Raw genomic sequence first — 23,245 nt, forward strand, 5'->3', positions numbered from 1 at the left:
GTGGACGCGTGTGTACAGGTGCCTCGCTGGGAAACCAGTTTTTGTGTGCCAAGTGGAGAACGACAGGCAGGAGGCGGGGGTGGGAGTGGAGTTCAGGCGGGTGCGGGGGGGGGGGGGGGGGGGTCGGGGGGGGGGGGGGGGGGGGGGTGGGGCGTGGGGCGTGGGGCGTGGGGCGTGGGGCGTGGGGCCACGGTCGGCGCGGAGCTTGACGGGTGGGAAGGGCTGATTCGCTCGACGGGAGGGTGAATACGTGGCCAAGACGCGGCGGCAAAACTTGATCTGTTCCAGAAAAGGGGTCTAAGGTCTTCCCCGTGACGTCCGACCTCGCAGCGCGGCTGCGGGCGGTATCGTTGCGCGTGACCCGGCCCCGGCTGGCGGTGCTCGCGGCGCTTCGTGACCACCCGCACGTCGACACCGAAACGGTGATCGCGCTCGTCCGGGCCGACCTTCCCACGGTCTCCCACCAGGCGGTTTACGACGTGCTACGCGCGCTCACCGACGCCCGATTGGTGCGGCGCATCGAGCCCGCCGGCGCGACCGCCCGCTACGAGACCCGGGTGGCGGACAACCACCATCACGTCGTGTGCCGCTCGTGCGGCGCGATCGCCGACGTCGACTGTGCCGCCGGCCACTCACCCTGTCTTACCGCCTCGGACGCTCACGGCTTCGTGATCGACGAGGCGGAGGTCGTCTATTGGGGCACGTGTCCCGACTGTTCGGAAGGAAAATCATGAGCGACGCCCAACTCGGAGACGCGGCCGGCTGTCCGGTCGCGCACGACTCCGTGACCGCGCACGGCAGTGAGAGCGAGAACCCGGCGATCGATTCGCCGACCCCCAAGACCGGCGGCCGCCCCCGTACGAACCGGGACTGGTGGCCCAACCAGCTCGACCTGTCGGTGCTGCACGCCCACTCGTCGAAGGCCAACCCGCTCGGCCCGAGCTTCCAGTACGCGCAGGAGTTCGCCAAGCTCGACGTCGAGGCGCTCAAGGCCGACATCGTCTCGGTGCTGACCACCTCGCAGGAGTGGTGGCCGGCCGACTTCGGGCACTACGGCGGCCTGATGATCCGCATGTCGTGGCACGCCGCGGGCACCTACCGCATCCAGGACGGCCGTGGCGGCGCGGGCGACGGCGGGCAGCGCTTCGCCCCGCTCAACAGCTGGCCCGACAATGCCAACCTCGACAAGGCGCGCCGCCTGCTGTGGCCGGTCAAGGCCAAGTACGGCCAGAAGATCTCGTGGGCCGACCTGCTCGTGCTGGCGGGCAACGTGGCCATGGAGTCGATGGGCTTCAAGACCTTCGGCTTCGGCTTCGGCCGGGTCGACACCTGGGAGCCCGAGGAGATCTTCTGGGGTCCCGAGGACACGTGGCTCGGTGACGAGCGCTACGCGTCGGAGAAGACGATGTCCGACGGCGTCGGCGCGACGGAGATGGGCCTCATCTACGTCAACCCCGAGGGTCCCAAGGGCAGCGCCGACCCGGTCGCCGCGGCGCACTTCATCCGCGAGACCTTCGCCCGCATGGCGATGAACGACGAGGAGACCGTCGCGCTGATCGCCGGCGGCCACACCTTCGGCAAGACCCACGGCGCGGGCGTCGCCGACGGCCACGTCGGCCCCGAGCCCGAGGGCGCGCCGATCGAGGCGCAGGGCCTGGGCTGGCTGAGCACCCACGAGAGCGGCAAGGGCAAGGACACCATCACGTCCGGCCTCGAGGTCACCTGGACCGACAAGCCGACCCAGTGGAGCAACCGCTTCTTCGAGATCCTCTTCGGGTACGAGTGGGAGCTCACCACGAGCCCCGGCGGCGCCAAGCAGTACGTCGCCAAGACCACCGACGAGATCATCCCGGACCCGTTCGACTCGGCGAAGAAGCACAAGCCGACCATGCTGACGACCGACCTGTCGCTGCGCATGGACCCGGCGTACGAGAAGATCTCGCGGCGCTTCCTCGAGAACCCCGACGAGTTCGCGCTGGCCTACGCCAAGGCGTGGTACAAGCTGCTGCACCGTGACATGGGCCCGGTCAGCCGCTTCCTCGGCCCGTGGGTGGCCGAGGCGCAGCTGTGGCAGGACCCGGTGCCGGCTGCCACTGGCGCCCAGGTCACCGAGGCCGACGTCACCGCGCTCAAGGCGAAGGTGCTCGACTCCGGCCTGTCCGTCGCCGAGCTGGTCTCGACCGCGTGGGCCTCGGCCGCGTCGTTCCGCTCGACCGACAAGCGCGGCGGCGCCAACGGTGCCCGCATCGCCCTCGAGCCGCAGCGCAGCTGGGAGGTCAACGCCTCCGCCGCGCCGGTCGTCGAGAAGCTGAAGGGCATCCAGCAGGAGTTCAACGCCGCTGGTGGTGCCCAGGTCTCGCTGGCCGACCTGATCGTGCTGGCCGGTTCGGCCGCGGTCGAGAAGGCGGCGCTGGACGCCGGCGTCAAGGTGACCGTGCCGTTCCACGCGGGCCGCACCGACGCCACGCAGGAGCAGACCGACGTCGAGTCGTTCAAGGTGCTCGAGCCGCGGGCCGACGGCTTCCGCAACTACCTGCGCCCCGGCGAGAAGACCCAGCCCGAGATCCTGCTGGTCGACCGGGCGTACATGCTCAACCTGACCGCCCCCGAGATGACCGTCCTGGTCGGCGGTCTGCGCTCGCTCGGCAACAACTTCGGCGACGCGCCCCACGGCGTGCTCACCGACAAGCCGGGCGTGCTGTCGACGGACTTCTTCGTCAACCTGCTCTCCCCGGGCACCCGCTGGAAGGCCGCGGAGACCGGCGAGCACCTGTACGAGATCCGCGACCTCGAGACCGACTCGGTGAAGTGGACGGCCACCGCCGTCGACCTCATCTTCGGCTCGAACTCGCAGCTGCGCGCCCTCGCCGAGGTCTACGCCAGCGCCGACGCCACCGAGAAGTTCGTCACCGACTTCGTCGCCGCGTGGACGAAGGTCATGGACGCGGACCGCTTCGACCTGGTCTGATCCACTGTCGAGCCCGGCCGCTCCCGCAGCGGCCGGGCTCGATACATTCATGGTGATGAGCAGCTCCGAGGATCTGGCCCGCTGGGACGCCATCGCCTCCACGTATGCCGGCACGGCGGGTGACAGCTTCAACCGTCGCTTCACCCCTTTTCTCCGTACGCAGTTCGGCGACATCGCCGGTCTGCGCGTGCTCGACCTGGGCTGCGGCCACGGCTGGCTCGCCGGTGAACTGCACCGGGCGGGCGCCCACGTCATCGGCATCGACGGCAGCCAAGCGCTGATCGACATCGCCCGCCGCGACTACCCGGACGTCGAGTTCGGGTTGCACGACCTCACCTCGGGCCTGCCCACGCCACCGGCTCGCGAATACGACCGCGTCGTCTCGCACATGGTTCTGATGGACATGCCCGAGATCGACCGTGTGCTGGCCGACGTGGCCGCCTCGCTGAGCGCGGACGGCGTCCTGGTCTTCTCGATCCTGCATCCCAGCTTCTTCGACCAGGCGCCAATTCAGGACGAGGCCACGGGTGCCTGGCGTCGGCACGTACGGGGTTATCTCGTCCCCGAGGAGCGCTGGATCACGTCGTTCGGCGGGCACACCCACTATCACCGGCCGCTGTCCTGGTATGTCGACGCCCTCGCCCGGCACGACTTCGCGGTGACCGCCCTGCACGAACCGCCGACACTGCCGAATCACACCCGGCCGCCGCAGGAGTGGACCGACTACGAGCGCTGGTTCAGCACCATCCCGACGATGCTGGCCGTGGCCTGCCGCCTCAGTCGTTGATCTGACAACACCTGAACCCGGACCGGCGATGGACGGGTTCCGGCGCGCCCCGGACGATTTCCTCCTACCTGGTAGGAGGGCGGGCCGGCGTGGAACCCGTGTCAATCATCGTCAGCATGCTGGTCAACGCGATGACCTCGGCCGTGCAGTCCGCCGCGGAGCGCAAAGCCAGCGCCGTCTACGGGCGGATCCGGGAACGGGTCACCAAACGGTACGGCCCGGCCGTCGCGGCCCGGTTCGCCATGCTGGAACGCAACCCGCTGTCCCGCGAGGCCCAGGTCGCCCTGGCCCGGGCGCTGTCGCGATCGAAAGCCGCCCGCGATTCCGAACTGCTCAAACTCGTACAGGTGCTCGGGCCCCTTCTGCAAAACCCGATGTCCGAGGCGGTCGGCGCCGACCTGGACGAGGTGCTGCAACGCGGCCGCGGCACGGACGACCTCGACGAGATCATGCAGCGCCACGTCGGCCTCGTCATCAAGACCCGCGGCAAATACAAAGTGGACGACACCAACCTGCTGACCCCGAACCTGAGCGAGGCCGGCGCAGTTCCCAGCCGTACGAGGAAAGAATTGGCCGGACTGCACGACCGGGTGAGAGGGGTCGTCGAACGCATCGCGCTGCTCATCGAAAACGGCAAGTATGAAGACGCCGAACAGGCGCTCCGGACGATCCCGATGGCGGTGGCCGAACGCGAGAAAGCCGAACGCCTGATCGCCGTCGACAAGCGCATGCACATCTCGTTCCAGACGCTGCGCACCACAGTAGAGTTCTTCAGCGACCTCAACGAACGCATGCTCGACCGGCTCGAACGGGAACAACAACCCGACCGCCAACTGACGATGATGCTCGGCAACGCCATCGTGGTCTACGAACTGGCCGACTTCGCCATCGACTATGTGCACAAGTTCGTCGCCGAGGGCGGCCCCGAACTCGAAGCCGTGCAACAGGAAGTGCGCACGTCGATGAACGAAATCCGGGCCCGCAACGAGGCACTGGACGAACAGGCCCGCAGCGGCCGTATCGAGGAGGCGGTGCGCGCGCAGACCCTGCAGACGATCGCGCAACGCCGGGCGGTCATCGACGAGGTCGAGCGGGAATGGCGGGCCTACACCGGGGATGTGCGCAAGCTAAGCACCATTGTGGACGAAGTTCGGGCCAAGGTGCCCACGCTGGAACTGATCCGCGACAACGCCGGCGTGCAACTGCATCTGGTTCAGCTGATCGCTTTGATGCGCTTCTTGAAGCAGAACACGGACGCCATCCGCGGGACGCTCATCGTGCTGCAAAGCCTGCGCCTGGCCCCACTGACGGTCAACCGCGTGCGCCGCCTGATCGGAAGCCCTTAGCCCCAGCCCTCCGCCCTCCGCCCGTGGCTCTTGGCGGCGGCTTGGGCGCGCGGTGGGGTTCAGCGGTCGCTCGCGTGCGCTCGTGGCGGCTCGCGTGCGCTCGTGGCGGCTCGCGTGCGCTCGTGGCGGCTCGCGCCCGCTCGGTGGGCGTCATCGGTCGCCCCTTGGCGGCTCGCATGCGCTGGGTGGTCTTTGTGATTACTTTGGTTGCGCTTGGAGTGTGGTAGCGGTGGCCCCTCGATGCCGCTTTTCAGGCTGCGGCTGAGTGAAACTCATCATTCGGTGGTAACGGCGCCAACGACTTTGATCCACACCAAGCTAAATCCCGCGGCTGAGCGGCCCAATTTCGTCCCGGTCTAACCTCGACCACAGCACAGTGAGCTTCACTCAGCCGCAGCCTGACAACGGCTTGGAGTAGTCACCGCAACCACCGCCCGACCGTGACCAAAGTAATCATGAACCCACCGGCCGCGTGGTGGCCGCTGAGAGTGACCGATGAAGCCCACCGGGCGCATGCGGGTCGCTGGGGGTGGTTGGTGGGTTCGCCGGGCGTAAGCGGGCCGATGGAGTGGCTAATGGGGCTCGCCGAGCGGGTACGGGCCGCTAAGATGGTTGGGAGCTCGCCGGGCGGTTGCGGGCCGCTGGAGGTGGTTGGCGGCGCTGGTCGAGCGCACGTGAGCCACTGAGGCCCACCGAGCCGCGGACCCGCCAAGCGGTCAGGCCTCTTCACCCCAGGTAGCCGTCTCACCGCCGGCCAGGCAGACGATCAGGAACCCGTCCGGGGAAGTGACGGCCCAAGACTCGACGTCAGCGTGCGGGCAGATCAGCACCTCGGCGCCGCTGGTGAACGAGATCGTGAGCTCCCCACCGTCCCCGGTCCGGGCCGAAGCTACCTCGTCGCCCAGCAGGGTCGCCAGGGCGTCCGATGGCTGCTCACCCGGCTCGGCCACAATCTGTCCGGAACCCGGCGTGGCCAGCTGGACCGCGGTCTCGACCAGCACCTGCCCGCCCCCGGTGAAGCTCAGCACGAAGGCGTGCCCCAGGCGCACGTATTCGAGGCGCCGGCCCGCCAGCATCTCCAGCGACCGCGCTCGGCGCGGGCGTCGTCCCGCGCCCATGTCGGTGACCATGACCGGCAACATGCTGTACCTCCCCGGCTCGTCTCTTTGTCGAGCAGGAAACTAACCGGGGTTTTCATAACAGGGCCTTAAAGGTCCCGAAAAGATTCCTAGACGGCCGAGTCGCTGAGCAGGCCTTCGAGGCGACGCAGCAGCTCCTGCGGGTTGAACGGCTTGGTCATGTAGTCGTCGGCCCCGGCCCCGTAGCCGGACTCGATGTCGCTGTCGTTGACGCGGGCGCTGAGCATCAGCACCGGGATGTTCGCCGTACCCTCGTCGCGCCGCAGGTTCTGGCAGACCTCGAGGCCGTCCATGGCCGGCATGTTGATGTCGAGCACGGCCGCGTCGGGGCGGTGCTCGGCGGCCAGCTCCACCGCGGTCTTGCCGTTGCCGGCGTGCAGCGTGCGGAACCCGGCGACTTCGAGCTTCCACGAGATGAGGTCGCGGATGTCCTCGTCGTCCTCGGCGATCAGCACTACGGGGGCGGCGGCGGTGGCGTTCATCGGTGCTCCTTGATCGGGGGGCGTCTCGCTACGCCGGGTACATCGACGCCGGGCCGGTCCGGATCAGCCATCTCCCGGTTGCGGGTAAGTTGCCGCACTATACGTTCAGTGACGGTCACGCTCAGTGGTGGGTCGTCGTTGCGGCCATGACGGGTGGGAACTACTGCGACCAGATTGCCGCGGGCGGGCCGGGTGTCGCCGTTGAAGGACCGACCGGGATCGGTTCGCTCAGCGTGAACGCGGCCGGTCCTCGGCGACCGAAAGGAGTTCGACCGTCACGTGGAGTGACGCGATTGCGGCTGAGCTCAGGTAGCGCTTGGTAGCTCGCATACACGGCCGCCGTCGGGCGTCCATTGATTCCTCGTGGCGGCTTGCTTGCACTCGGTGGGCCTGATCGGTCACCCTCAGCGGCCCCCATCCGGTGATGCCGATGAGGATCGCGCTGGGTGGCACGCACATCTGCTCGGAGTAGGCGGCCCGCAGGGCGTCGGTGTCGGCGTCAAACGGGAGCCGGCTGGCAGAACGGGCACCACCACGTCTCCCGGTCGTACGGGCCGTCGCCGGCCGGGACGAACGCGACGGGTGTGGCGCAGCGGCGGCACGGGCGGCGATAGCGGCCGTACACCCAGTGGGTCCGGCCGCGGCGCAGGTCGCCGGTGGTGCTCTGGGTGCCGTTGCGTAGGCCGAGCCGCATCATCCGGCCGATCAGTTCGAGCACCCGGTCGGCGTCGACGTCGCCGGCGGGGGTGTGTGGCCAGACGCCGGCGATGAAGAGGCCTTCGACGGCCCAGAGGTTGCCGATCCCGCAGACGTTGCGCTGATCGAGCAGCGCCTCCCGGATCCGGCGGTCGGGCGCGGCCGTGATGGCGGTGACCGCGGTGGGGCGCTGCTGCGGCCACTGGTCGGCGAGGATGTCGGGGCCGAGGTGGCCGACCACCTGGTCCTCGCGGGCGGTGGGAAGCACCTCCAGCACCGGCATGGCGTGTGCGGCCAGCACCCCGGCCGGGCCGAAGTCGAACCAGGCGCGGACCTGATCGGTGGCCGGGCCGGGTCGCCAGCCGGGCCGGTGGATCCGCCATGAGCCTTGCATGCGCAGATGACTGTGTACGGTCTGGCCGCTCGTGAAACGCATCAGCAGGTGCTTGCCGACGGGGGCGACGGTGAGCAACCGGCCGCCCTCGAACCCACCCCGCCAGAACTGCGCAGCCACCACGTCATGCCCGGCGAGCGCCCCGTCCAGCCGCGCGGCGAGCCGCCGTACGGAGTCACCCTCGGCCACGCCCCATGATGGCAGCCGTCCGGGCAATGCGGGGGTGAGAGGGCTGCGGAGGTCGTTGCAGTCGCGGGGGTGGTGAGGCTGGGGATGGTGATGGCAGTCGCCTGGGCAAGGCGGGGTGGGGAGGTGGCGGAGAGTCGTGGCAGTCGCCCGGGCAAGGCGGAGGCGGGGAGGCTGGGGTTGGTGATGGCGGTCGCAGCAGTGGCGAACCTGGGCATGGTGATGGCAGTCGCGGGCGTGGGGAGGCTGGGGATGGTGATTGCAGTCGCCCGGGCAAGGCGGGGGTTGGGGAGGCCGGGCACGGTGATGGCAGTCGCCCGGGCAAAGCGGGGGTAAGGAGCTGCGGTCGGACGCTGGCAGACGCCGGGAGAATGCGGGGGTGGGGAGGCTGCGGATGGTTCTGGTGGTCGGGCTGGTGCTGGTGGTGCTCGTGGCCGGGTTGGTCTGGGCGTTGCAGCGGCGCCTGATCTACTTCCCGGACCGCTCGGCCCCACCGCTCCCGCCCGGAGCCCGTACGGTCGACCTGCACACGTCGGACGGCCTGCGGCTGCAGGCGTGGCTGTTCGAGCCGCCGCCCGGGGTGCCCGACCGTAAGGTGTCCATCCTGGTCGCGCCCGGGAACGCCGGCAATCGAGGCGATCGACTGCCGCTGGCCACCGGGCTCGCCAACCGGGGGCTGACCGTGTTGCTGCTCGACTACCGCGGCTACGGCGGCAACCCGGGACGCCCGAGTGAGCAGGGCCTGGCCCGTGACGTACGGGCCGCGCGAGTTTATCTGGTCGGGCTGCAGCGACCGATCGTCTATCTAGGGGAGAGCCTGGGCGCGGCGGTGGCGACGGGGCTGGCGGCCGAGCATCCGTCGGCCGGCCTCGTGTTGCGGTCGCCGTTCGCCGATCTGCCGGCGGTGGGGCGGGAGCACTATCCGTTCCTGCCGGTGCGGCTGCTGGCCCGGGACAGGTTTCCGGTGCGGGAGCTGATCTCGCGGATCACGGTGCCGACCGTGGTGGTCTACGGCACGGCCGACGAGGTGGTGCCGGCCGGGCAGAGCGTCGGTGTGGCCGAGCGGGCCGGGGGGCCGGTGCGGCTGGTGGCCGTCGAGGGTGCGGGGCACAACGACGCGGTGCTGGTGGCGGGGCCGCCGTTGATCGATGCCGTGGACGACCTCGTGCGGGAGCCGTGAGAAGGCTCCCGCACGTCGTACGTGGTCAGGCCTTGGCTTCGGCCTCGGTGCTGGTGATCTCTTCGGCGCGGTGGCGGGCGGCGTTGCGGCGGCCGGTCGTGACCATGATGAGGCCGATGATGAGCAGCAGCGCGCCGAGGACCGCGAGGCCGATCGGCAGGTAGCGGCTGATCAGCAGGACCGAGCTCTTGGTGTCACCGGCGGACTTCACGTTGTTCGCGACCGTCTCGTCGGTGTAGATGAAGTTGCCGTCCAGCAGCGCCGTCGGTGCGCCCGATTCGGGGACCAGCGTCTTCTTCTGCTGCTCCTGCACCTTGATGAAGGTGCCGGAGACGGGCTCGACCCAGATCGTCCGGGTGTTGCTGTAGTTGACCTGGCCGCCGTCGGCGCCGGGGGCGAACGTGGCCAGCAGGCCCTTGAGGCGCTCCTCGGTGAAATTCAGCGGGGAGTCGGGGATCGTCTGCTGGAACTTGTACGTCTCGAGGCCGTTGATCTTCTCGGTGCCCTGGTATTGGATCGGCGCGGCCTTGCGCAGGTCGCGGTCGAAGTATTCGTAGTCCTTCTTCTCGGTGCCGAACGGGAACTTGTAGAGCTGCCCGGCGAAGTTGACCTCCGACGGCGCGTCCTCGCCCGCGTCCTGCAAGAACTGGTCGGACCAGTCGACGGCGGCCGCGGTGTCGCGGTCGAGGGCGAGGCCGGCCTTGTACTGGCTGACCATCTCGTCGGTCTCGACCCACTTGACCGTGCCGTAGCCGTTCCAGATGACCGTGTCGTCGTTCTTGATCTCCTCGGCGGTCAGGTCGACCTGGGGGGAGATCTCGGTGGTGGACCGCAGCGTGCCGGTCTGCACCGTGACGACCGGCGTGGGCACGTCCGGCCCGCCCTTGGTCTGCAGGAATTTGGCGTCCTTGGCCTCGGCGACGCTCGGACGCAGACAGTCCGACGACTGGTCCGGCTTGCACAGCGCCAGATCGTAAGGCAGACGCGCCACCGAAGGCGCGACGTAGAACGCACATCCAGCCGCAATGACCACGGCGAAGACGCCGATGCCGAACAGCACGGCACCCCAGCGAGCCCTCACTGAGCCCTCCCATCGTTATCAATCGGCCGGTATCCCCGCACGGCCCGATCACCCATAATGGGCGCAGGTTACTCGCCAGTTACATAGTTGCGCGACCCCCTGGGACGGTTTATGTCTGCGCCCGTTACGAATAGGTCCCTCCATCGACTCCCGCCACTGGATGCGGTACGGGTCGTGGGAGCGCTCGCGGTGGTCGCGCACCACGTCGGGTTCGCCACGGGGATCAATGTGGGCGCCGGTCCCTGGGCCGGTTGGCTGGCCCGGCTGGACGTCGGCGTGGCCGTGTTCTTCGTGCTCTCGGGCTTCCTGCTCTATCGTCCGTGGGCCCACGCCCGGGCCACGGGGCAGGAGCTGCCGGGGGCCGGGCTCTACCTGTGGCGTCGGGCGCTGCGGATCCTACCGGCGTACTGGATCACGGTGGTGGTCTGCCTGCTCGTCGTGCCGCGCAATCACGACGCCTCGGCGGGGGACTGGGCGCGCCACTTCACGCTGACGCAGATCTATGACGCGTACGGGTTGCGGCACGCGCTCGGGCACACCTGGAGCCTGGCCACCGAGGCCGTCTTCTACGTGCTGCTGCCGATCCTGGCCGTGCTCGCGTTGCGCGGCAAGCGGCGGGCCGGGCGGCCGATGCTGATCCTCGCCGTCGCGGCCCTGATCACGGCCACGTGGGTCACCTTGCTGAGCGTGGGGGTGCTCTCGCTGAGCCGGCACACCACCTGGCTCCCCTCCTACGCGATCTGGTTCGGCGCGGGCATGGCGCTCGCCTCCGTGCACGTGTCGCTGAGCAACGGCCTGCTGCCGCGCTGGCGGTTCCTCGACGACCTGGGCCGGGCGCCGCTGGCCTGCTGGGCGACCGCGGTGGCGGTGCTGGGCGTGGCGACCACCTCGATCGCCGGGCCGCGCACCCTGGCCGAGCCGACCGCCGCCCAGTTCGGTCTCAAGATCACCCTGTACGCGATCATCGCCGTGCTCGTCGTGCTGCCGCTGGCGTTCGGCCCGCAGACCCGTACGAAGGTGGCCTTCGGCTCCGGGTTCGCGCGCTGGCTCGGCCTCGTCTCGTACGGGCTGTTCCTCTGGCACCCCTTCGTGCTCGAGATGCTCTACGAGGTCACCGGCCGGCAGGAGTTCACCGGTGACCTGCTGGAGACGTACGCGATCACCGTGGCCGGCGGCCTGCTGCTGGCCTCGCTGAGCTACTACCTGGTCGAGAAGCCGTTCCTGCGGCTCGGTCACCTGCGCCGGCGGCGCCCGCCGGGGAACAGCAGCGAGAGCCAGAGCGCGACCCCGGCGGCCACCGCGGCCAGCTGAGGCAGCGCCGCCGTGTGGCTGTCGGCGCCGGTCACCGAGGCCCAGCCGGCGATCGCGAACAACCCGGCCGGCAGCAGGAACCGGGCCCAGTTGAGGGCGCCGCGCAGCCACTGCCGGTCGCGACTGTCCAAATGCGGCCGCAGCGCGCGCAGGGCCACCACGACGGCCAGGCCCATCGCGGTCAGCCCGGCCGCGGTCACGCCGCCGACGAGCAGCAGCGCGGCCCCGCCGACGAGCGGCGGCAGCAGCCACCGGCGGCGGCGCCGCACGGGCACAGCGGCCGGCACGGGTTGCCGGGACGGGATCACGGCGGCCACGGCCACGCCGGTCAGCAGCACCGCGCCCGCACCCAGGGCGATGCCGAAGGTCTGGTCGGGCGCGAACCGCAGCGTCACCTCGCCGGCCGGGCCGGAGGGCACGATCCAGCCCTGCTGCCAGCCGTCCACGATCAACGGCCGCAGCGTCTCGCCGGCCAGCGTCGCCGTCCAGCCCGGGTTGGTGTTCTCGCGCAGGGTCAGCACGCGCTGGGCCGGCGAGGCGTCCAGGTGCACGCGGCGCGTCGTCGAGGTCCACTCGTCGACCCGTACGGGGCTCTCCCCGCTCTCGGTCGTCTCGACCTCGCCGCCGCCCTGCCCAGCCTCGGGTCCGCGCAGCGGGGTCAGGTTGACCCGCACCGGGTCGGCGGTCGACGACGCGACCGCGACCACCCGGGTCTGGCCCGCGGCCACCCGCACCGGGCCGGTGCCCCCGGGGCCGCACAGCCGGGTCGCGACCTCGCGCCCCTCGACCAGCTCGCGGCGGCTGGCCACCAGGGCGGTCGAGCGCTGCACGCCGCCGACCGAGATGGCCGGGCCGGTGCCGCAACGCAGGTAGAGCCGGCGGTCGGGGTCGTTGCGGGCGGGCGGCGGGTCGTCCAGCACGGTCAGCTCGCTGACGCCCAGCGGCAGCTCGCGGGTGGTGTCGCGGTAGGGGTCGAGCGACCGCGACGGGAAGGCGTTGGAGAACAGCACCGTGATCGCGCCGGTGCGCAGCGGCGGGTCGAACCGCAGCGAGCCGCCCTCGTCGAGGTAGCCGTTGCGGACGCCGGTGTCGCCGAGCACGGTGACCTGCCAGATGCGTGACGCCGCGACGCCGTCCGCGAGCTGGATCCGGATGCCGTTGACCTGCCGCGGCTTGAGGAAACCGAGTCGCAGCCACGGATTCTTGTCCTCGTCGGAGGCGTACCAGGTGGTGCCGGGATCGCCGTCGGCGACGACGCCGGGGCGCGCCACCGGGTCGGGCACCCCGTTGCTGGAGGCCGTCACGCTGGGCACGATGCCGCTGGTGACCGAGGCCGTGCCGCCCGGGTCGAGCATCGCGTTGAGGGCCGCGCCGGGCTTGGGCCGGGCGCGCACGGTCACCGAGTAGAGCGCCGCCTGCGGAACCTCGGCCGTACGGTCGATGTAGCCGCCGTCCTCGGACTCGCGGGCCTTGCCGCCCGAGCAGTAGGGCCGGCCGTCGGCGAAGTAGCAGGCCGGAGTGGACGGTGCGGCGGTGAACAGCATGCCCGCGGCCCGCCCGGCGACCGGCGACGGCGGCACGGCCAGGGTGCGCTGCGCGACCACGCCCGGGATGCTCAGGTCGGTGATGCCCACGCCGCCGTAGCCGAGCCGCACGTCGCGGACCGCGTCGACGGTGACCCGCACGGTGTCGGCCGGGATGTCGCCGGGCAGCGGGATCGTGAAGGTGGTGCCGAAGACCTCGCGGGTGACCGGCTCGTTGGGCCCGGCCCGCACGGTGATGCGGGTCGGCACGGAGTCGGTGCCCTGGTCGAGGGTGAGCCCGAGGCTGCTGATGACCCGCTTGTCGGGCAGCTCGACCTCGAGCCACTGGCCGGCCGAGGGCACGCCGGGCGCCGACCGCCACGAGGTGCCCGGGTTGCCGTCGAGGGCCGCGAACGGCTGGTGGGCCGGGCGCGCGCCGATCAGCGCGTTCGCCTCCGAATAGGCCGTGGAGGCGCGCACGGTCTTGATGCCCAGGTAGCGCACGACCGTGTCCTGCTCGTCGCCCCAGTCCGGCAGGTAGTCGCGGGCCGGGGCGCCGAGCCGGCCCTCGTCGCCGGCCTCCAGCGTGGCCGAGGCCCGGTCGGCGGCCATGCCGAACGCGACCTCGCGGCGGCGCATGCCGTCGGTCAGCACCACGGGGCCGGGGCTCAGGTCGTCCGGGCGGTCGCCGGCCAGCACCGTGGGCCCGGCGGGCAGCTTGCCGGCGGCCGCGGCGCCGAGCAGCGACTCGGGCCCGCCGACCACGGTGGTCAGGCTGCTCGCGTCGTACGCGGTGATCGCCTTGGCCGGCCGGTCGACCTGCCACACCTCGAGCGCGGGGACCTTGACGTCGAGGCCGTCGTCGACGAAGAAGCCGGGCAGCCGGTCGCCGCCGACCTCGGGCCCGAACGTGGCCACCGGGGTCAGGCCGGGCGAGCGCAGCAGCGCCTGGCGGGCCACGATCGGCTCGGTGGCCTGGGCCCGGCCGTAGTTGAGGTCGGAGCGCAGCAGCAGGTAGCGCACGCCGGAACGGGACAGCAGGGTCGCCAGGCCGATGGAGCCCGAACCGGTGGCGAGCGCCTCCTCGACCGAGTCGAGCAGCCGGATGGTGCCCGGCGGGGTCAGCGGGATCGAGTTGCGCACACCCCAGTTGCCCTTCATCAGGGCCTGGGTGATCTCGTCGCTGGGCCGGCCCCACAGGTATTGCGGGAAGCGGGCGCCGGGCACCACGAGCACCTGCTCGTTGTCGAGGTTGCGGTCGAGCCAGGTGGCGGCCTCGCGCCAGTAGCCGGGCACCTCGGCGAAGCTGCCGGGCGGCACCACCCCGCCGGCCAGGGCGGGGCTGGCCACCCCGGCGATCGCGGCCAGCGCGGCCCCGGTGACCGCGGCGGCGCGCAGCCGGGCCGGCTTGCGATCGGGTTCCCGGGTCGTCCGGGCCGAGCGCAGGGCCAGGCCGAGCAGGTGGGCCAGGCCGAGCACGAGCGGCAGCCGCAGCACGACGTCGAACTTGTGCACGTTGCGCAGCGGGGCGCCGGGGCCGTCGAGGAACGCGCGCTGGGCGTCGGCGAACAGGCCGTCGATCGCGCCGACGTGGCCCAGCCCGACCAGGGCCAGCCCGGCCAGCAGGCCGGTGACCAGGAACCAGCGGTGCGGCACACCCCGGCGGGACAGCCCGGCCAGCCCGAGCCCGGCCACGATCAGGGTGGCCACGACGATCGCGCTCTCGGTGGCCAGGCGCCACCCGGCCGGCCACAGCGGACCGAACGCACCGGTCAGGTAGGCGTGCCAGTGCGAGGCGCCGCGCAGCACGGTGGTCGTGTCGGTCGGCGCGGTCGTGACGGCGGCGGTCTCGATGTAGTCGAGGAACGGCGGGCTGTAGCGGCCGAGCAGCAGCAACGGCACCAGCCACCAGGCCGTGGCCGCGGCGACCGCGACGCCCCAGCCGATCAGGGCGCGGAAGCGCAGCCGGGCCGGGCGCAGGCCGGCCAGCCACAGCACGGCCAGCGGCACGACGGCCAGCACGGCTGTCGCGTTGACGCCGCCGGCACACGCCACGACCAGCGCCGACCGGGTCACCGCGCGGCGGATCGGCACGCCCTGCCGCAGGCCGATCAGCGGGATCAGCACCCAGGGGGCGAGCGCGGTGGGCCAGGCCTCGACCGAGATCGGGCCCAGCTCGGTGAGGATGCGCGGGGACAGGGCGAACGCGACACCGGCGATGATCCGGGCCCACGGCGTGCCGATCCCCAACCGCTGGGCCAGCAGCACCAGGCCGGTGAAGGCCAGGCTGAGCAGCAGGGCCCACCACAGCCGCTGGACGACCCAGGCCGGGACGGCCAGCAGCTTGCCGAGGAGGAAGAACGGGCCCATCGGCCACAGGTAGCCGTACGCCTGATTTTGCAATTGACCGAAAGTGCCGGCCGGGTCCCACACGTGCAGCGCCCGGCTCAGCCAGCCGCCCGGGTCGATCACCAGGTCCACCTTGGTATCGATGGCCGTCGAACCGGGACTTTGCAGGAAAGCGATGGCGGTCAACCCCGCGCAAACGGCGAGCAGGCGCAAACGCCAGACTGAGCGCGGAACGCCATCGTCGGCTGACGATTTCAGTGCCGGCTGCATGTCGCTCCCGATTGACCCTTGCGGAGTCGCCGGGCGACCCCATACCGTGACCCGACCGCGAATGCTACTCGCGAGTAGGGGTGATTGTGGACACTTTTGTCGCCGGGAACCGGCATGTGCTGTTCCTCAACTGGCGCGACACCCGGAACCCCCAGGGGGGCGGTTCCGAGGTGTACGTCGAACGCATCGCGGGCGAGCTCGTGCGGCGCGGTCACCGCGCGACGCTGCTCTGCGCGAAGCACGCGTTCGGGGACGCCGAGGAGCGTACGGCCGACGGCGTGCGGGTGCTGCGCCGCGGTGGCCGGCACACGCTCTACCTGCGCGCGGCCCTGCTCCACCTGCTCGGATTCGTCGGCCTGGGCCCGCTCAGCCGCCGCCACGGCCGGCCGAACGTGATCGTCGACGTCGGCAACGGCCTGCCGTTCCTGGCCCCACTGTGGGCCCGCTGCCCGGTGATCGCGCTCGTGCACCACGTGCACCGCGAGCAGTGGCCGGTCGTGCTGACCCCACGGCTGGCCAAGTTCGGGTGGTGGATCGAGTCGTCGCTGGCGCCCCGCGTCTACCGCAACTGCCGCTACGTGACCGTCTCGGCCGCGACCCGCGACGAGCTCGCGGTGCTCGGCGTGGGCCCGGAACGGGTGTCGATCATTCACAACGGCACTCCGGACATGACGGTCACGGCTCCGGTGGCCCGTACGGCGCATCCGTCGCTCGTGGTGCTGGGTCGGCTCGTCCCGCACAAGCAGGTCGAGGTGGCGATCGACGCGGTGGCCGCGCTCGCCGGGGAGCTGCCAGGGATCACGCTGACGGTGGCCGGGCAGGGCTGGTGGGAGCCGGCGCTCAAGGACTACGCCGCCGGCCTGGGCGTGGCCGAGCGGGTGCGCTTCGCCGGCTTCGTGGACGAGCCGGAGAAGCGGCAGCTGCTCAGCGAGGCCTGGGTGGCGCTGACCCCGTCGCTCAAGGAGGGCTGGGGCCTGACCATCGTCGAGGCGGCCGCGGTGGGCACGCCGAACGTGGCCTTCGCCGGCGCCGGGGGAGTCGAGGAGTCCCTGGTCGACGGCCGGACCGGCCTGCTGGCGAACGATTCCGCGGACTACACCGAGAAGGTGCGCCGGCTGCTCACCGACGATGCTCTGCGGCTGGCCATGGGCACGGCGGCCCGGGCGCACGCGGCACGGTTCACCTGGCCGGCGGCGGGCGAGCGGTTCGCGGCCCTCGTCGAGGGGGCCACGCACGTCCCGGCGCCGGCCGAGGTGGACCGGACCTACCTGGTGCCGTAGACCCCGGGGACGACCTGCGTGTCGTCGGCGGTCTTGGCCGCCTCGGACGACGAGCCGGTCAGGGTCGAGGCCAGTGCCACCGACCCGATAGCGCCGAGGGCCAGGGCAATCACCCCGGCCAGGACCAGGGGAAGGGCCTTACGCATGTGGGCACTCCTTCTGAGCAGCGACATCGACGGGCTTGCGATGTGCGCGGGACGTTACCACCTAGTAACTTCTTTGCGAAGACCCGTTCTCGTACAACTGGAGGTCGGTTCCCGCATGCACCATTCTCAATCCGGCCAGCGCGCCGGGCGGGACCGGGGCCTCCCCTTCGACGCGCTGCACCACGACCCAGCGCATTCCGAGCGGGGCAAGCGGTTTCCCGAGCGTGAGGGCGGCGCGGATCTCGTCGGCGCGGCGGCTCTCGCCCGCGATCACGCGGTCACCCACGATCAGGCGGTCGTCCCGCACCACCTCCGCGTCCACATAGCGGGGGAGCGGGTCGATCACAGTTCGGGAACGGTTCCAGGCGTACGTGTGATAGCCCGCGAACGGCAGCGACACGACCTCGCCCGGCGACCGCTCGATCAGCCGGGCCACGACGGCGAAGTCGGCCGGGTAGCTCACCGGGCGCAGCCGGCCGGCGGCCCCGTACGCGAGATCGGGCATGATCACCAGCGGCAGCACCAGGGCCCCGGCCAGCACCTCGCGCCGCCCGATCCGCTCGGCGCCCAGGGCGGCACAAAGGCACAGCACCAAGACGTACGGGATCAGGAACTTCTGCCCGTCGCGCAGCACCCCGGCCCCGGGCACGCCGGTCACTGCCCACTCGAGCAGCGCCCGGCCGCCGGGCAGGACGGCCAGCGCGGCCAGCAGGAAACCGCCCCCGGCCAGCACGAGCAGGCGGATCGCGGCGCCGCTGGGCAGCCGCTCGCGCAGCAGTCGCCAGCCGAGGACGGCCAGCGCGAGCAGCAGCAGCGTGCCCACCGGGGCCAGCGGGGACGTGCGACTGGGCAGTGTGGTCTGGGCGTTCCAGATGCCGCCCGTTCCCAGCAGCGCGCCGATCGGCCCGGTCCAGTCGGTGCCGCGCGCGGCGAAGGCGGCCACCCCGCCGGGATCACTGCGCCCGTCCGCGCTGCTCAACGCGGTGGCCAGCAGCCAGGGCAGGTTGAGCAGGGCGGGCAGCCAGGCCTTGCGGGGCGCCAGGACGAGCACGGTGGCGAAGGCGATCAGGCCGCCGGTGGGGGTCACGGCGGCCGGGGCACAGGCGGCGAGCAGGCGCACGGTCGAGCCACGGTCGCGCAGGCAGGCCGCGACGATCCACGGCAGGCTCCCGTACGCGAGCAGCAGCCCCCACTGCCCCAGCAGCAGACGCTCGGCGAGAAAGGGCGTCCACGCGTACGCGACGGCGGCGATCAGCCGGGGCCCGAGCCGCTCGGCCGGCACCAGCCGCCCCGCGCCCAAGGCCGCCAGCAGCAGGATCGCGGCCAGGGCGACGCGCTGGATCAGCCAGCCCGGCGCGATCACCGAGGCCAGCGAGACCAGCGCGTCCTGCGGGACGGCCCGGGGCAGGGTGCCGCTCGGGACGATCAGGTCGGCGCGCAACGGCTGGTGCGGCACGAACATCATGTCGTACGAGAGCACGTACCCTGGCGCGGCGAGCGGGGCCAGGACGGCGGCGGCGACCAGGATGGCGGTCGCGGGCAGCGCCCAGCGCTTGACTCGGCGCACGGCCGACACTGTATGCGACGAACGACTGGAAGCAACCCATGAGCAAGGGAACTAAGGGGATCGGGGTCGCGGGGCTCGCCGTGACCGCGGCCGGCGTGCTGACCAACCTGCTGGGCTACGTGGTGCCGCTGATCGGCGCCCGCCGGCTCAGTGCGGCCGACCTCAGCGCGCTGGCCACCATCCTCGCCATCACCGCGATCGCCGGCGTGGCCAGCACCGGCCTGCAGATCGCGGTGGCCGTGCACCGGGCCCGGCACGGCGCCTCCTCGGTGACCCGGTCGGCGCTGCTGACCGTGGTCGTGATCGCGGGCGCGCTGGCCGTCGCCCTGCCGATCGCCGTGCTGGTGCTGCATCTGCCCGCCCTGGCCACCGTGCTGGCCGGCATCTCGACCGTCGGCGTGGTCGCGGCCGGGCGCTGGCTCGGCGAGATGCAGGGCGACCAGCGGTTCCTGCCGCTCGCCGTGGGCCTGGCCGTGCTGGCCGGCGGCCGCTACGGCGGCGTGATCGCAGGCCTGGCCGCCGGGCTCGGGCTGACCACCGCCCTGCTGCTCGGTGCGGCCACCGCCGTGCTCGTGCTGCCCGTGCTGCATCTGCTGGCCCGCCGCCCCGGGGTCGCCGCCGAGGGGGAGCCGCTGGCCGCGCGGGCCGTGCTGACCGCGGGCGGCGCCACCCTGGCCATGCTCGTCGTGTCCTACGCCGACTTGATCCTGGCCCGCCGCTTCCTGCCGTTCGACGCCTCGGGGGAGTATTCGGTCGGCACCGTGCTGACCAAGGGCGCGCTGTGGGCGCCGCAGGTGGTGACCATCATGGCCCTGCCCCGGCTGGCTCAGGCCGACCGCCGCACCCTGCGGATCGCGCTGGCGCTCGTCACCGCGTGCGGGGTCGTGCTGGTGGCCGGCGCGGCGGTCGCCGGTGGGTTCGCGTTCCGGTTGGCGGGCGGCCCCGATTACGTGTCGCTGGGCCGGTACGCGCCGATCTTCGCCGCCACCGGTGCCGTCTACGGCCTGCTCTTCGTGCTGATCAACGCGCAGGTCGCGGCGGGCGCCAAGTGGCCCGCGGCGCCACTGTGGATCTGCGCCGCCGGGTTCGTGCTGGCCGCCTGGCTGGTGCTGCCGCACACCCTGCCCGGCATCGCGTGGGGCGCGCTGGGCACCGCGGTCGTCTGCCTGGCCGCGACATCTGTCCTGGTCGGACTGCGGCTGCGGGCCTCCGTTACCGCGCCGCGACCGGAGCATGCAACGCTGTCGATCGATTGATCGGGTGGACGGGGGTCCCTGTGCGGTTCGGGATGCGGTGGCTGCTCGCCGCTTGGACGGTCGTGGTGCTGCTGGCGGTGGCGGCCGCGGCCGGGCCCAGAATGGTGCCGGAGCCCACCGGTGGCACGTCGGCGGCCGACCTCACGGCGCTGTTCCAGCGGTACGGCGACACCTCGGGCGACTGGCTCGGCGCCGACCGTACGGCCTCGGTGCCGCTGCCCGACGGCCGCCGGCTGTGGCTGTTCTCCGACACGTTCCTCGGCCGCCCCGACCCCGACGGCGCCCGGCCGCGCTCGGCGTCGCTCGTCCACAACTCGGCCGTCGTGCAGGACGGCGACCGCCTCGAGACCGTCACCGGCGGCACCCCGGGCAACCCGGCGTCGCTCTTCTCGACCGGTGACAACGGCGAATACCACTGGGTCGGCGACGCGTCGGTGCTCAGCGACCAGGTGCAGGTGCTGGTTAACCGGATCCGGCGCACCGGGCCGGGCCCGCTCGATCACGTGCTGGCCGCCACCGACCTGGCCACCCTGGCCCTGCCCACCTTCGCCGCGGGCCGGGTGCGGCCGCTGCCGGTGGGCGACAAGGTCTCGTGGGGCTCCGAGGTGATGGCCGACGGGGGCTACACCTACATCTACGGGTCCGAGGCGGCCGGCCCGATGAAGTTCGCCCACGTGGCCCGGGTGCGCGGCAGCGACCTCGGCGGGGCGTGGGAGTTCTGGACCGGGCAGGCCTGGTCGGCCAAGGCGGACGACTCGGGGCGGCTGCTCAGCGGCGTCGGCACCAGCTACGGCGTGCGCAAGGTGGGCGACCGGTACGTGCTGGTGACCCACGAGAACAACCTGATGTTCAGCGCGGACTTCGTGGCGTACACGGCCGACACGCCGACCGGGCCGTTCGCCGGGCCGCAGTACTTGTTCCGGGCGCCCGAGGCCGAGGCCGGGCACATCGTCTACGACGCCGACCTGCACCTCGACCTGGCCAAGCCGGGCTCGCTGCTGGTCTCGTACAACGTCAACGACCTCGACGAGGCGGTCGCCTACGCCGACGCGTCCATCTATCGTCCCCGGTTCTTCGAGGTTCCGTGGCCGCCGAAGGCCGGCAAACAGCTGCCCGCGGCGCCGGCCGACGTGGCCGCGGCCCCGGACGGGTCGGGGACAGCCCGGGTGACGTGGCAGGTCGAGGACGGGCGGGACTACCGGGTCTACCGGCGCGACGTGACGGCCGGGCAGACCCACTTCGTCCGGCTGCCGGGCAACGCCCCGGGCAAGTTCGAGTTCCTGACCAACGGTCACCGGTACGAGTTCGCGGTGGCCGCGGTCGACAAGCGCGGCGAGGGCGCGATGTCCCCCGTGGCCGGCATGACCGCGACCGTGCCGCCGCCCCCGGCCCCGAGCATGGTGCGGGCCGAGCCGGACAACGCGGGCAAGGTGACGCTGCACTGGGCCGAGGTGCCGTTCGTGCAGCTCTTCAAGATCTATCATCGGGATCTGACGACCAGGCAGAAGGGGCGCACGGCGGCCGGCGCCTATCCGGGGCAGAGCGCGACGGTCGGGCCGCTGCGGCACGGCCACGAATACGAGTTCACGGTCGTGGCCGTGGGCGGCGGCGGGGACAGCGCGCATTCCAAAGGCGTACGGGCGAAGGTTGTGGTGGCCGCCCCGCCCGCGCCCGGGACGCCCAGCGCGCAGCCGCGGACGGACGGGACCGTGCTGCTGTCGTGGCCGCAGGTCGCGCCCGGACTCGCGTACAAGGTCTATCAGCGCGCGGCGGGCACCACCGACTGGGGCGTGCCCGGGATCGCCCGCACGACGCAGTTCCGGTCGCGGCCGCTCGAGCACGGGCGCGAATACGAGTTCGTGGTGGCGGCGGTCAACGACGGCGGTGAGGGCACCCGGTCACCTGTCGTGCGCGTACGGGCTCAGCTGGCGCCGCCGGCCGACGCGCCGACCCGGCTGCGGGCCGAGCCACGCGGCACGGCCGTCGAGCTGACCTGGCGCTCCCGGGACACGTGGCACTGGATCTTCCGGCGCGACGTGACCGCGGGGGAGAAGGACTTTACGCGCGAGGAGGTCGGGGCGCAGGGGCGCAAGGCCACGCTGACGAACCTGGTGCACGGGCACGAGTACGAGCTCAAGGTCGCGGCCTTCAACCCCGGCGGGGCGGGTCCGCAGTCCTCGCCCGTACGGGTGCAGGTGGGGTCTGCTCTGCCGACCGATCTCGCGGTGGTGGCGACGGGGCCGGGAACGGCGCGACTGACGTGGAAGGAGAGCCGGTCGGACGCGCTCTATCGGATCCAGTTGCGGGACGCCAGCGCGGGGGAGCAGTGGCGCACGGATCCCTATCCGGTGGACGGCACGAAATACGAGGCCATCATGCTGATCGCCGGGCATCAATACGAATTCCGGGTGCAGCTCAACGACCTGACGACCGGCCCGGTTTCCGTGACGGCGCGCTAGTTCTTGCGCATCACCAGCGCGAGGTTCCACGAGAGGACCTCGCGCGCGGCCGGCACCTTGAGAATCCACTGCGCCCACGAGGGGTGATAGCGGGCCAGGGCGTCGAGCCGGGTGGCATGCTCGGTGGTGCGGGCCCATCGCAGGGCGGCGCCGACCGAATACGGATGCAGGCTGTGGCGGTATTTGTTCTTCGGCGGCTTGCCGTTGCGGCGCTCATAACGGCGGGCCGCGTAATGGCCGCCGAAATAGTGCCAGGGGGCCGTCTCGTGGCCGCCCCACGGGGAGAGCCACGGCGTGAACGAGGCGTAGATCAGGCCGCCGGGGCGGGTCACCCGGACCATTTCGTCGAGCATGCGGGGCGGGTCGGGCACGTGCTCGAGCACATTCGAGGAATAACAGACATCAATCGACCCCGTACGGATGGGAAGCTCCATGCCGCTGGCCCGGAGCGCGCCGACCGCCGAGTCCTCGCCCGCCACGCCGGAGGCCATGTCGCCGGCGTCGGGTTCGAGGCGGACGTATCGGGCGCCGGCCTTGCTGAACGCGTCGGCGAAATAGCCGGGGCCGCCGCCGACGTCGAGGACCAGCTGATCCCGCAACGGGCCGTACTTGCTGAGCTGGCCGACCGAGTCCTTCGCGAGCGCGGTGTAGAAGCGGTCGGGGTCGGTCTGCTCGACGAGGAAGGCCTGGAAGAGCGTGATCGAGCGCTGCAGGGTGGCCTTGTGCGGCTCGGTCACCGGCGTTTCTCCTCTGGGTTGACGGGCTCCCGCAATCTACCGGTGGGTAACTACGGTGACAACCGTCCGCGCCGCCTCGCCGAAAAGT

Annotated in this window: 17 protein-coding genes; 9 read left to right on the forward strand and 8 right to left on the reverse strand. The window is 71.7% G+C overall.

The window, feature by feature from the left end; translation table 11 throughout:
- The first annotated feature begins 311 nt into the window (after window positions 1-311).
- From JKJ07_RS29670 to JKJ07_RS29685, 4 genes are all read left to right on the forward strand, one after another.
- A complete protein-coding gene (locus JKJ07_RS29670) occupies window positions 312-734 on the forward strand; it encodes a Fur family transcriptional regulator (protein ID WP_184951237.1) in 423 nt (140 codons plus the stop codon).
- Window positions 731-2,968 (forward strand): catalase/peroxidase HPI, encoded by a 2,238-nt coding sequence (gene katG, locus JKJ07_RS29675; protein WP_202995167.1) that lies wholly within the window; start codon window positions 731-733, stop codon window positions 2,966-2,968. The genes JKJ07_RS29670 and katG overlap by 4 nt, the downstream gene beginning before the upstream one ends.
- Before the next feature lie 55 nt (window positions 2,969-3,023).
- Window positions 3,024-3,755, forward strand: a complete 732-nt coding sequence (locus JKJ07_RS29680; protein WP_202995168.1) for a class I SAM-dependent methyltransferase — start codon at window positions 3,024-3,026, stop codon at window positions 3,753-3,755.
- 98 nt (window positions 3,756-3,853) lie between these two features.
- The gene (locus tag JKJ07_RS29685) at window positions 3,854-5,101 is read left to right on the forward strand and encodes a hypothetical protein (RefSeq protein ID WP_202995169.1); all 1,248 of its coding nucleotides are present in this window, start codon (window positions 3,854-3,856) and stop codon (window positions 5,099-5,101) included.
- Between the two features lie 716 nt (window positions 5,102-5,817).
- On the opposite strand, the gene JKJ07_RS29690 is transcribed toward JKJ07_RS29685, so the two are convergent.
- The 3 genes from JKJ07_RS29690 to JKJ07_RS29700 all read right to left on the reverse strand — a co-directional run bounded on the left by JKJ07_RS29690 (window position 5,818) and on the right by JKJ07_RS29700 (window position 8,001).
- On the reverse strand, window positions 5,818-6,243 hold the full coding sequence (locus JKJ07_RS29690) for a DUF6188 family protein (RefSeq protein WP_202995170.1): 426 nt from the start codon (window positions 6,241-6,243) through the stop codon (window positions 5,818-5,820).
- A gap of 86 nt (window positions 6,244-6,329) precedes the next feature.
- Window positions 6,330-6,722 (reverse strand): response regulator transcription factor, encoded by a 393-nt coding sequence (locus tag JKJ07_RS29695; protein ID WP_202995171.1) that lies wholly within the window; start codon window positions 6,720-6,722, stop codon window positions 6,330-6,332.
- A gap of 499 nt (window positions 6,723-7,221) precedes the next feature.
- A complete protein-coding gene (locus JKJ07_RS29700) occupies window positions 7,222-8,001 on the reverse strand; it encodes a DNA-formamidopyrimidine glycosylase family protein (protein WP_202995172.1) in 780 nt (259 codons plus the stop codon).
- A 391-nt stretch (window positions 8,002-8,392) separates the two neighbouring features.
- Here JKJ07_RS29700 and JKJ07_RS29705 point away from each other — a divergent pair, with 391 nt between their 5' ends.
- Complete coding sequence (locus tag JKJ07_RS29705) at window positions 8,393-9,178, forward strand: alpha/beta hydrolase (RefSeq protein ID WP_202995173.1); 786 nt, start codon at window positions 8,393-8,395, stop codon at window positions 9,176-9,178.
- A gap of 25 nt (window positions 9,179-9,203) precedes the next feature.
- Here the strand turns inward: JKJ07_RS29705 and pgfA are convergent, their stop codons facing one another.
- Window positions 9,204-10,259 carry a cell envelope lipid trafficking protein PgfA gene (pgfA, locus tag JKJ07_RS29710; RefSeq protein WP_202995174.1) on the reverse strand — a complete coding sequence of 352 codons (1,056 nt, stop codon included), beginning with the start codon at window positions 10,257-10,259 and terminating at the stop codon, window positions 9,204-9,206.
- A 111-nt stretch (window positions 10,260-10,370) separates the two neighbouring features.
- On the opposite strand from pgfA, the gene JKJ07_RS29715 reads away from it, so the two are divergent.
- Window positions 10,371-11,570: an acyltransferase family protein gene (locus JKJ07_RS29715; protein ID WP_202995175.1), complete on the forward strand. Its 1,200-nt coding sequence runs from the start codon at window positions 10,371-10,373 to the stop codon at window positions 11,568-11,570.
- Here JKJ07_RS29715 and JKJ07_RS29720 read toward each other — a convergent pair.
- Window positions 11,492-15,712, reverse strand: coding sequence for an alpha-(1->3)-arabinofuranosyltransferase domain-containing protein (locus tag JKJ07_RS29720; RefSeq protein ID WP_236030152.1), 4,221 nt, complete (start codon window positions 15,710-15,712; stop codon window positions 11,492-11,494). The two genes, JKJ07_RS29715 and JKJ07_RS29720, sit on opposite strands and share 79 nt — an antisense overlap.
- A gap of 86 nt (window positions 15,713-15,798) precedes the next feature.
- Between JKJ07_RS29720 and JKJ07_RS29725 the strand changes: the two genes are divergently transcribed.
- Window positions 15,799-16,992: a glycosyltransferase family 4 protein gene (locus JKJ07_RS29725; RefSeq protein ID WP_307834474.1), complete on the forward strand. Its 1,194-nt coding sequence runs from the start codon at window positions 15,799-15,801 to the stop codon at window positions 16,990-16,992.
- Here the strand turns inward: JKJ07_RS29725 and JKJ07_RS29730 are convergent.
- Window positions 16,977-17,138 (reverse strand): hypothetical protein, encoded by a 162-nt coding sequence (locus JKJ07_RS29730; RefSeq protein WP_202995177.1) that lies wholly within the window; start codon window positions 17,136-17,138, stop codon window positions 16,977-16,979. The genes JKJ07_RS29725 and JKJ07_RS29730 overlap by 16 nt on opposite strands.
- Before the next feature lie 61 nt (window positions 17,139-17,199).
- Entirely contained in the window at window positions 17,200-18,705 is a 1,506-nt protein-coding gene (locus JKJ07_RS29735; protein ID WP_202995178.1) for an MmpA family trehalose lipid delivery protein, read from the reverse strand.
- A 38-nt stretch (window positions 18,706-18,743) separates the two neighbouring features.
- On the opposite strand from JKJ07_RS29735, the gene JKJ07_RS29740 reads away from it, so the two are divergent.
- Both JKJ07_RS29740 and JKJ07_RS51895 read left to right on the forward strand, forming a co-directional pair.
- Entirely contained in the window at window positions 18,744-19,961 is a 1,218-nt protein-coding gene (locus tag JKJ07_RS29740) for a polysaccharide biosynthesis protein (protein WP_202995179.1), read from the forward strand.
- Window positions 19,962-19,981: 20 nt separating this feature from the next.
- Window positions 19,982-22,420, forward strand: coding sequence for a DUF5005 domain-containing protein (locus tag JKJ07_RS51895; protein WP_202995180.1), 2,439 nt, complete (start codon window positions 19,982-19,984; stop codon window positions 22,418-22,420).
- Here the strand turns inward: JKJ07_RS51895 and JKJ07_RS29750 are convergent.
- Window positions 22,417-23,157: a class I SAM-dependent methyltransferase gene (locus JKJ07_RS29750; protein ID WP_307834475.1), complete on the reverse strand. Its 741-nt coding sequence runs from the start codon at window positions 23,155-23,157 to the stop codon at window positions 22,417-22,419. The two genes, JKJ07_RS51895 and JKJ07_RS29750, sit on opposite strands and share 4 nt — an antisense overlap.
- Between the last annotated feature and the right edge of the window lie 88 nt (window positions 23,158-23,245).

This window comes from Paractinoplanes lichenicola (genome assembly GCF_016785085.1).
Taxonomy (GTDB): domain Bacteria; phylum Actinomycetota; class Actinomycetes; order Mycobacteriales; family Micromonosporaceae; genus Actinoplanes; species Actinoplanes lichenicola.

What these genes read in the sequence shown, in the direction of transcription:
- katG (WP_202995167.1), top strand. Translation starts at nt 731, where the DNA reads ATGAGCGACGCCCAACTCGGAGACGCGGCCGGCTGTCCGGTCGCGCAC.
- JKJ07_RS29680 (WP_202995168.1), top strand. Translation starts at nt 3,024, where the DNA reads ATGAGCAGCTCCGAGGATCTGGCCCGCTGGGACGCCATCGCCTCCACG.
- JKJ07_RS29690 (WP_202995170.1), bottom strand. Translation starts at nt 6,243, where the DNA reads ATGTTGCCGGTCATGGTCACCGACATGGGCGCGGGACGACGCCCGCGC.
- JKJ07_RS29695 (WP_202995171.1), bottom strand. Translation starts at nt 6,722, where the DNA reads ATGAACGCCACCGCCGCCGCCCCCGTAGTGCTGATCGCCGAGGACGAC.
- JKJ07_RS29705 (WP_202995173.1), top strand. Translation starts at nt 8,393, where the DNA reads ATGGTTCTGGTGGTCGGGCTGGTGCTGGTGGTGCTCGTGGCCGGGTTG.
- JKJ07_RS29715 (WP_202995175.1), top strand. Translation starts at nt 10,371, where the DNA reads ATGTCTGCGCCCGTTACGAATAGGTCCCTCCATCGACTCCCGCCACTG.
- JKJ07_RS29720 (WP_236030152.1), bottom strand. Translation starts at nt 15,712, where the DNA reads ATGCAGCCGGCACTGAAATCGTCAGCCGACGATGGCGTTCCGCGCTCA.
- JKJ07_RS29730 (WP_202995177.1), bottom strand. Translation starts at nt 17,138, where the DNA reads ATGCGTAAGGCCCTTCCCCTGGTCCTGGCCGGGGTGATTGCCCTGGCC.
- JKJ07_RS29740 (WP_202995179.1), top strand. Translation starts at nt 18,744, where the DNA reads ATGAGCAAGGGAACTAAGGGGATCGGGGTCGCGGGGCTCGCCGTGACC.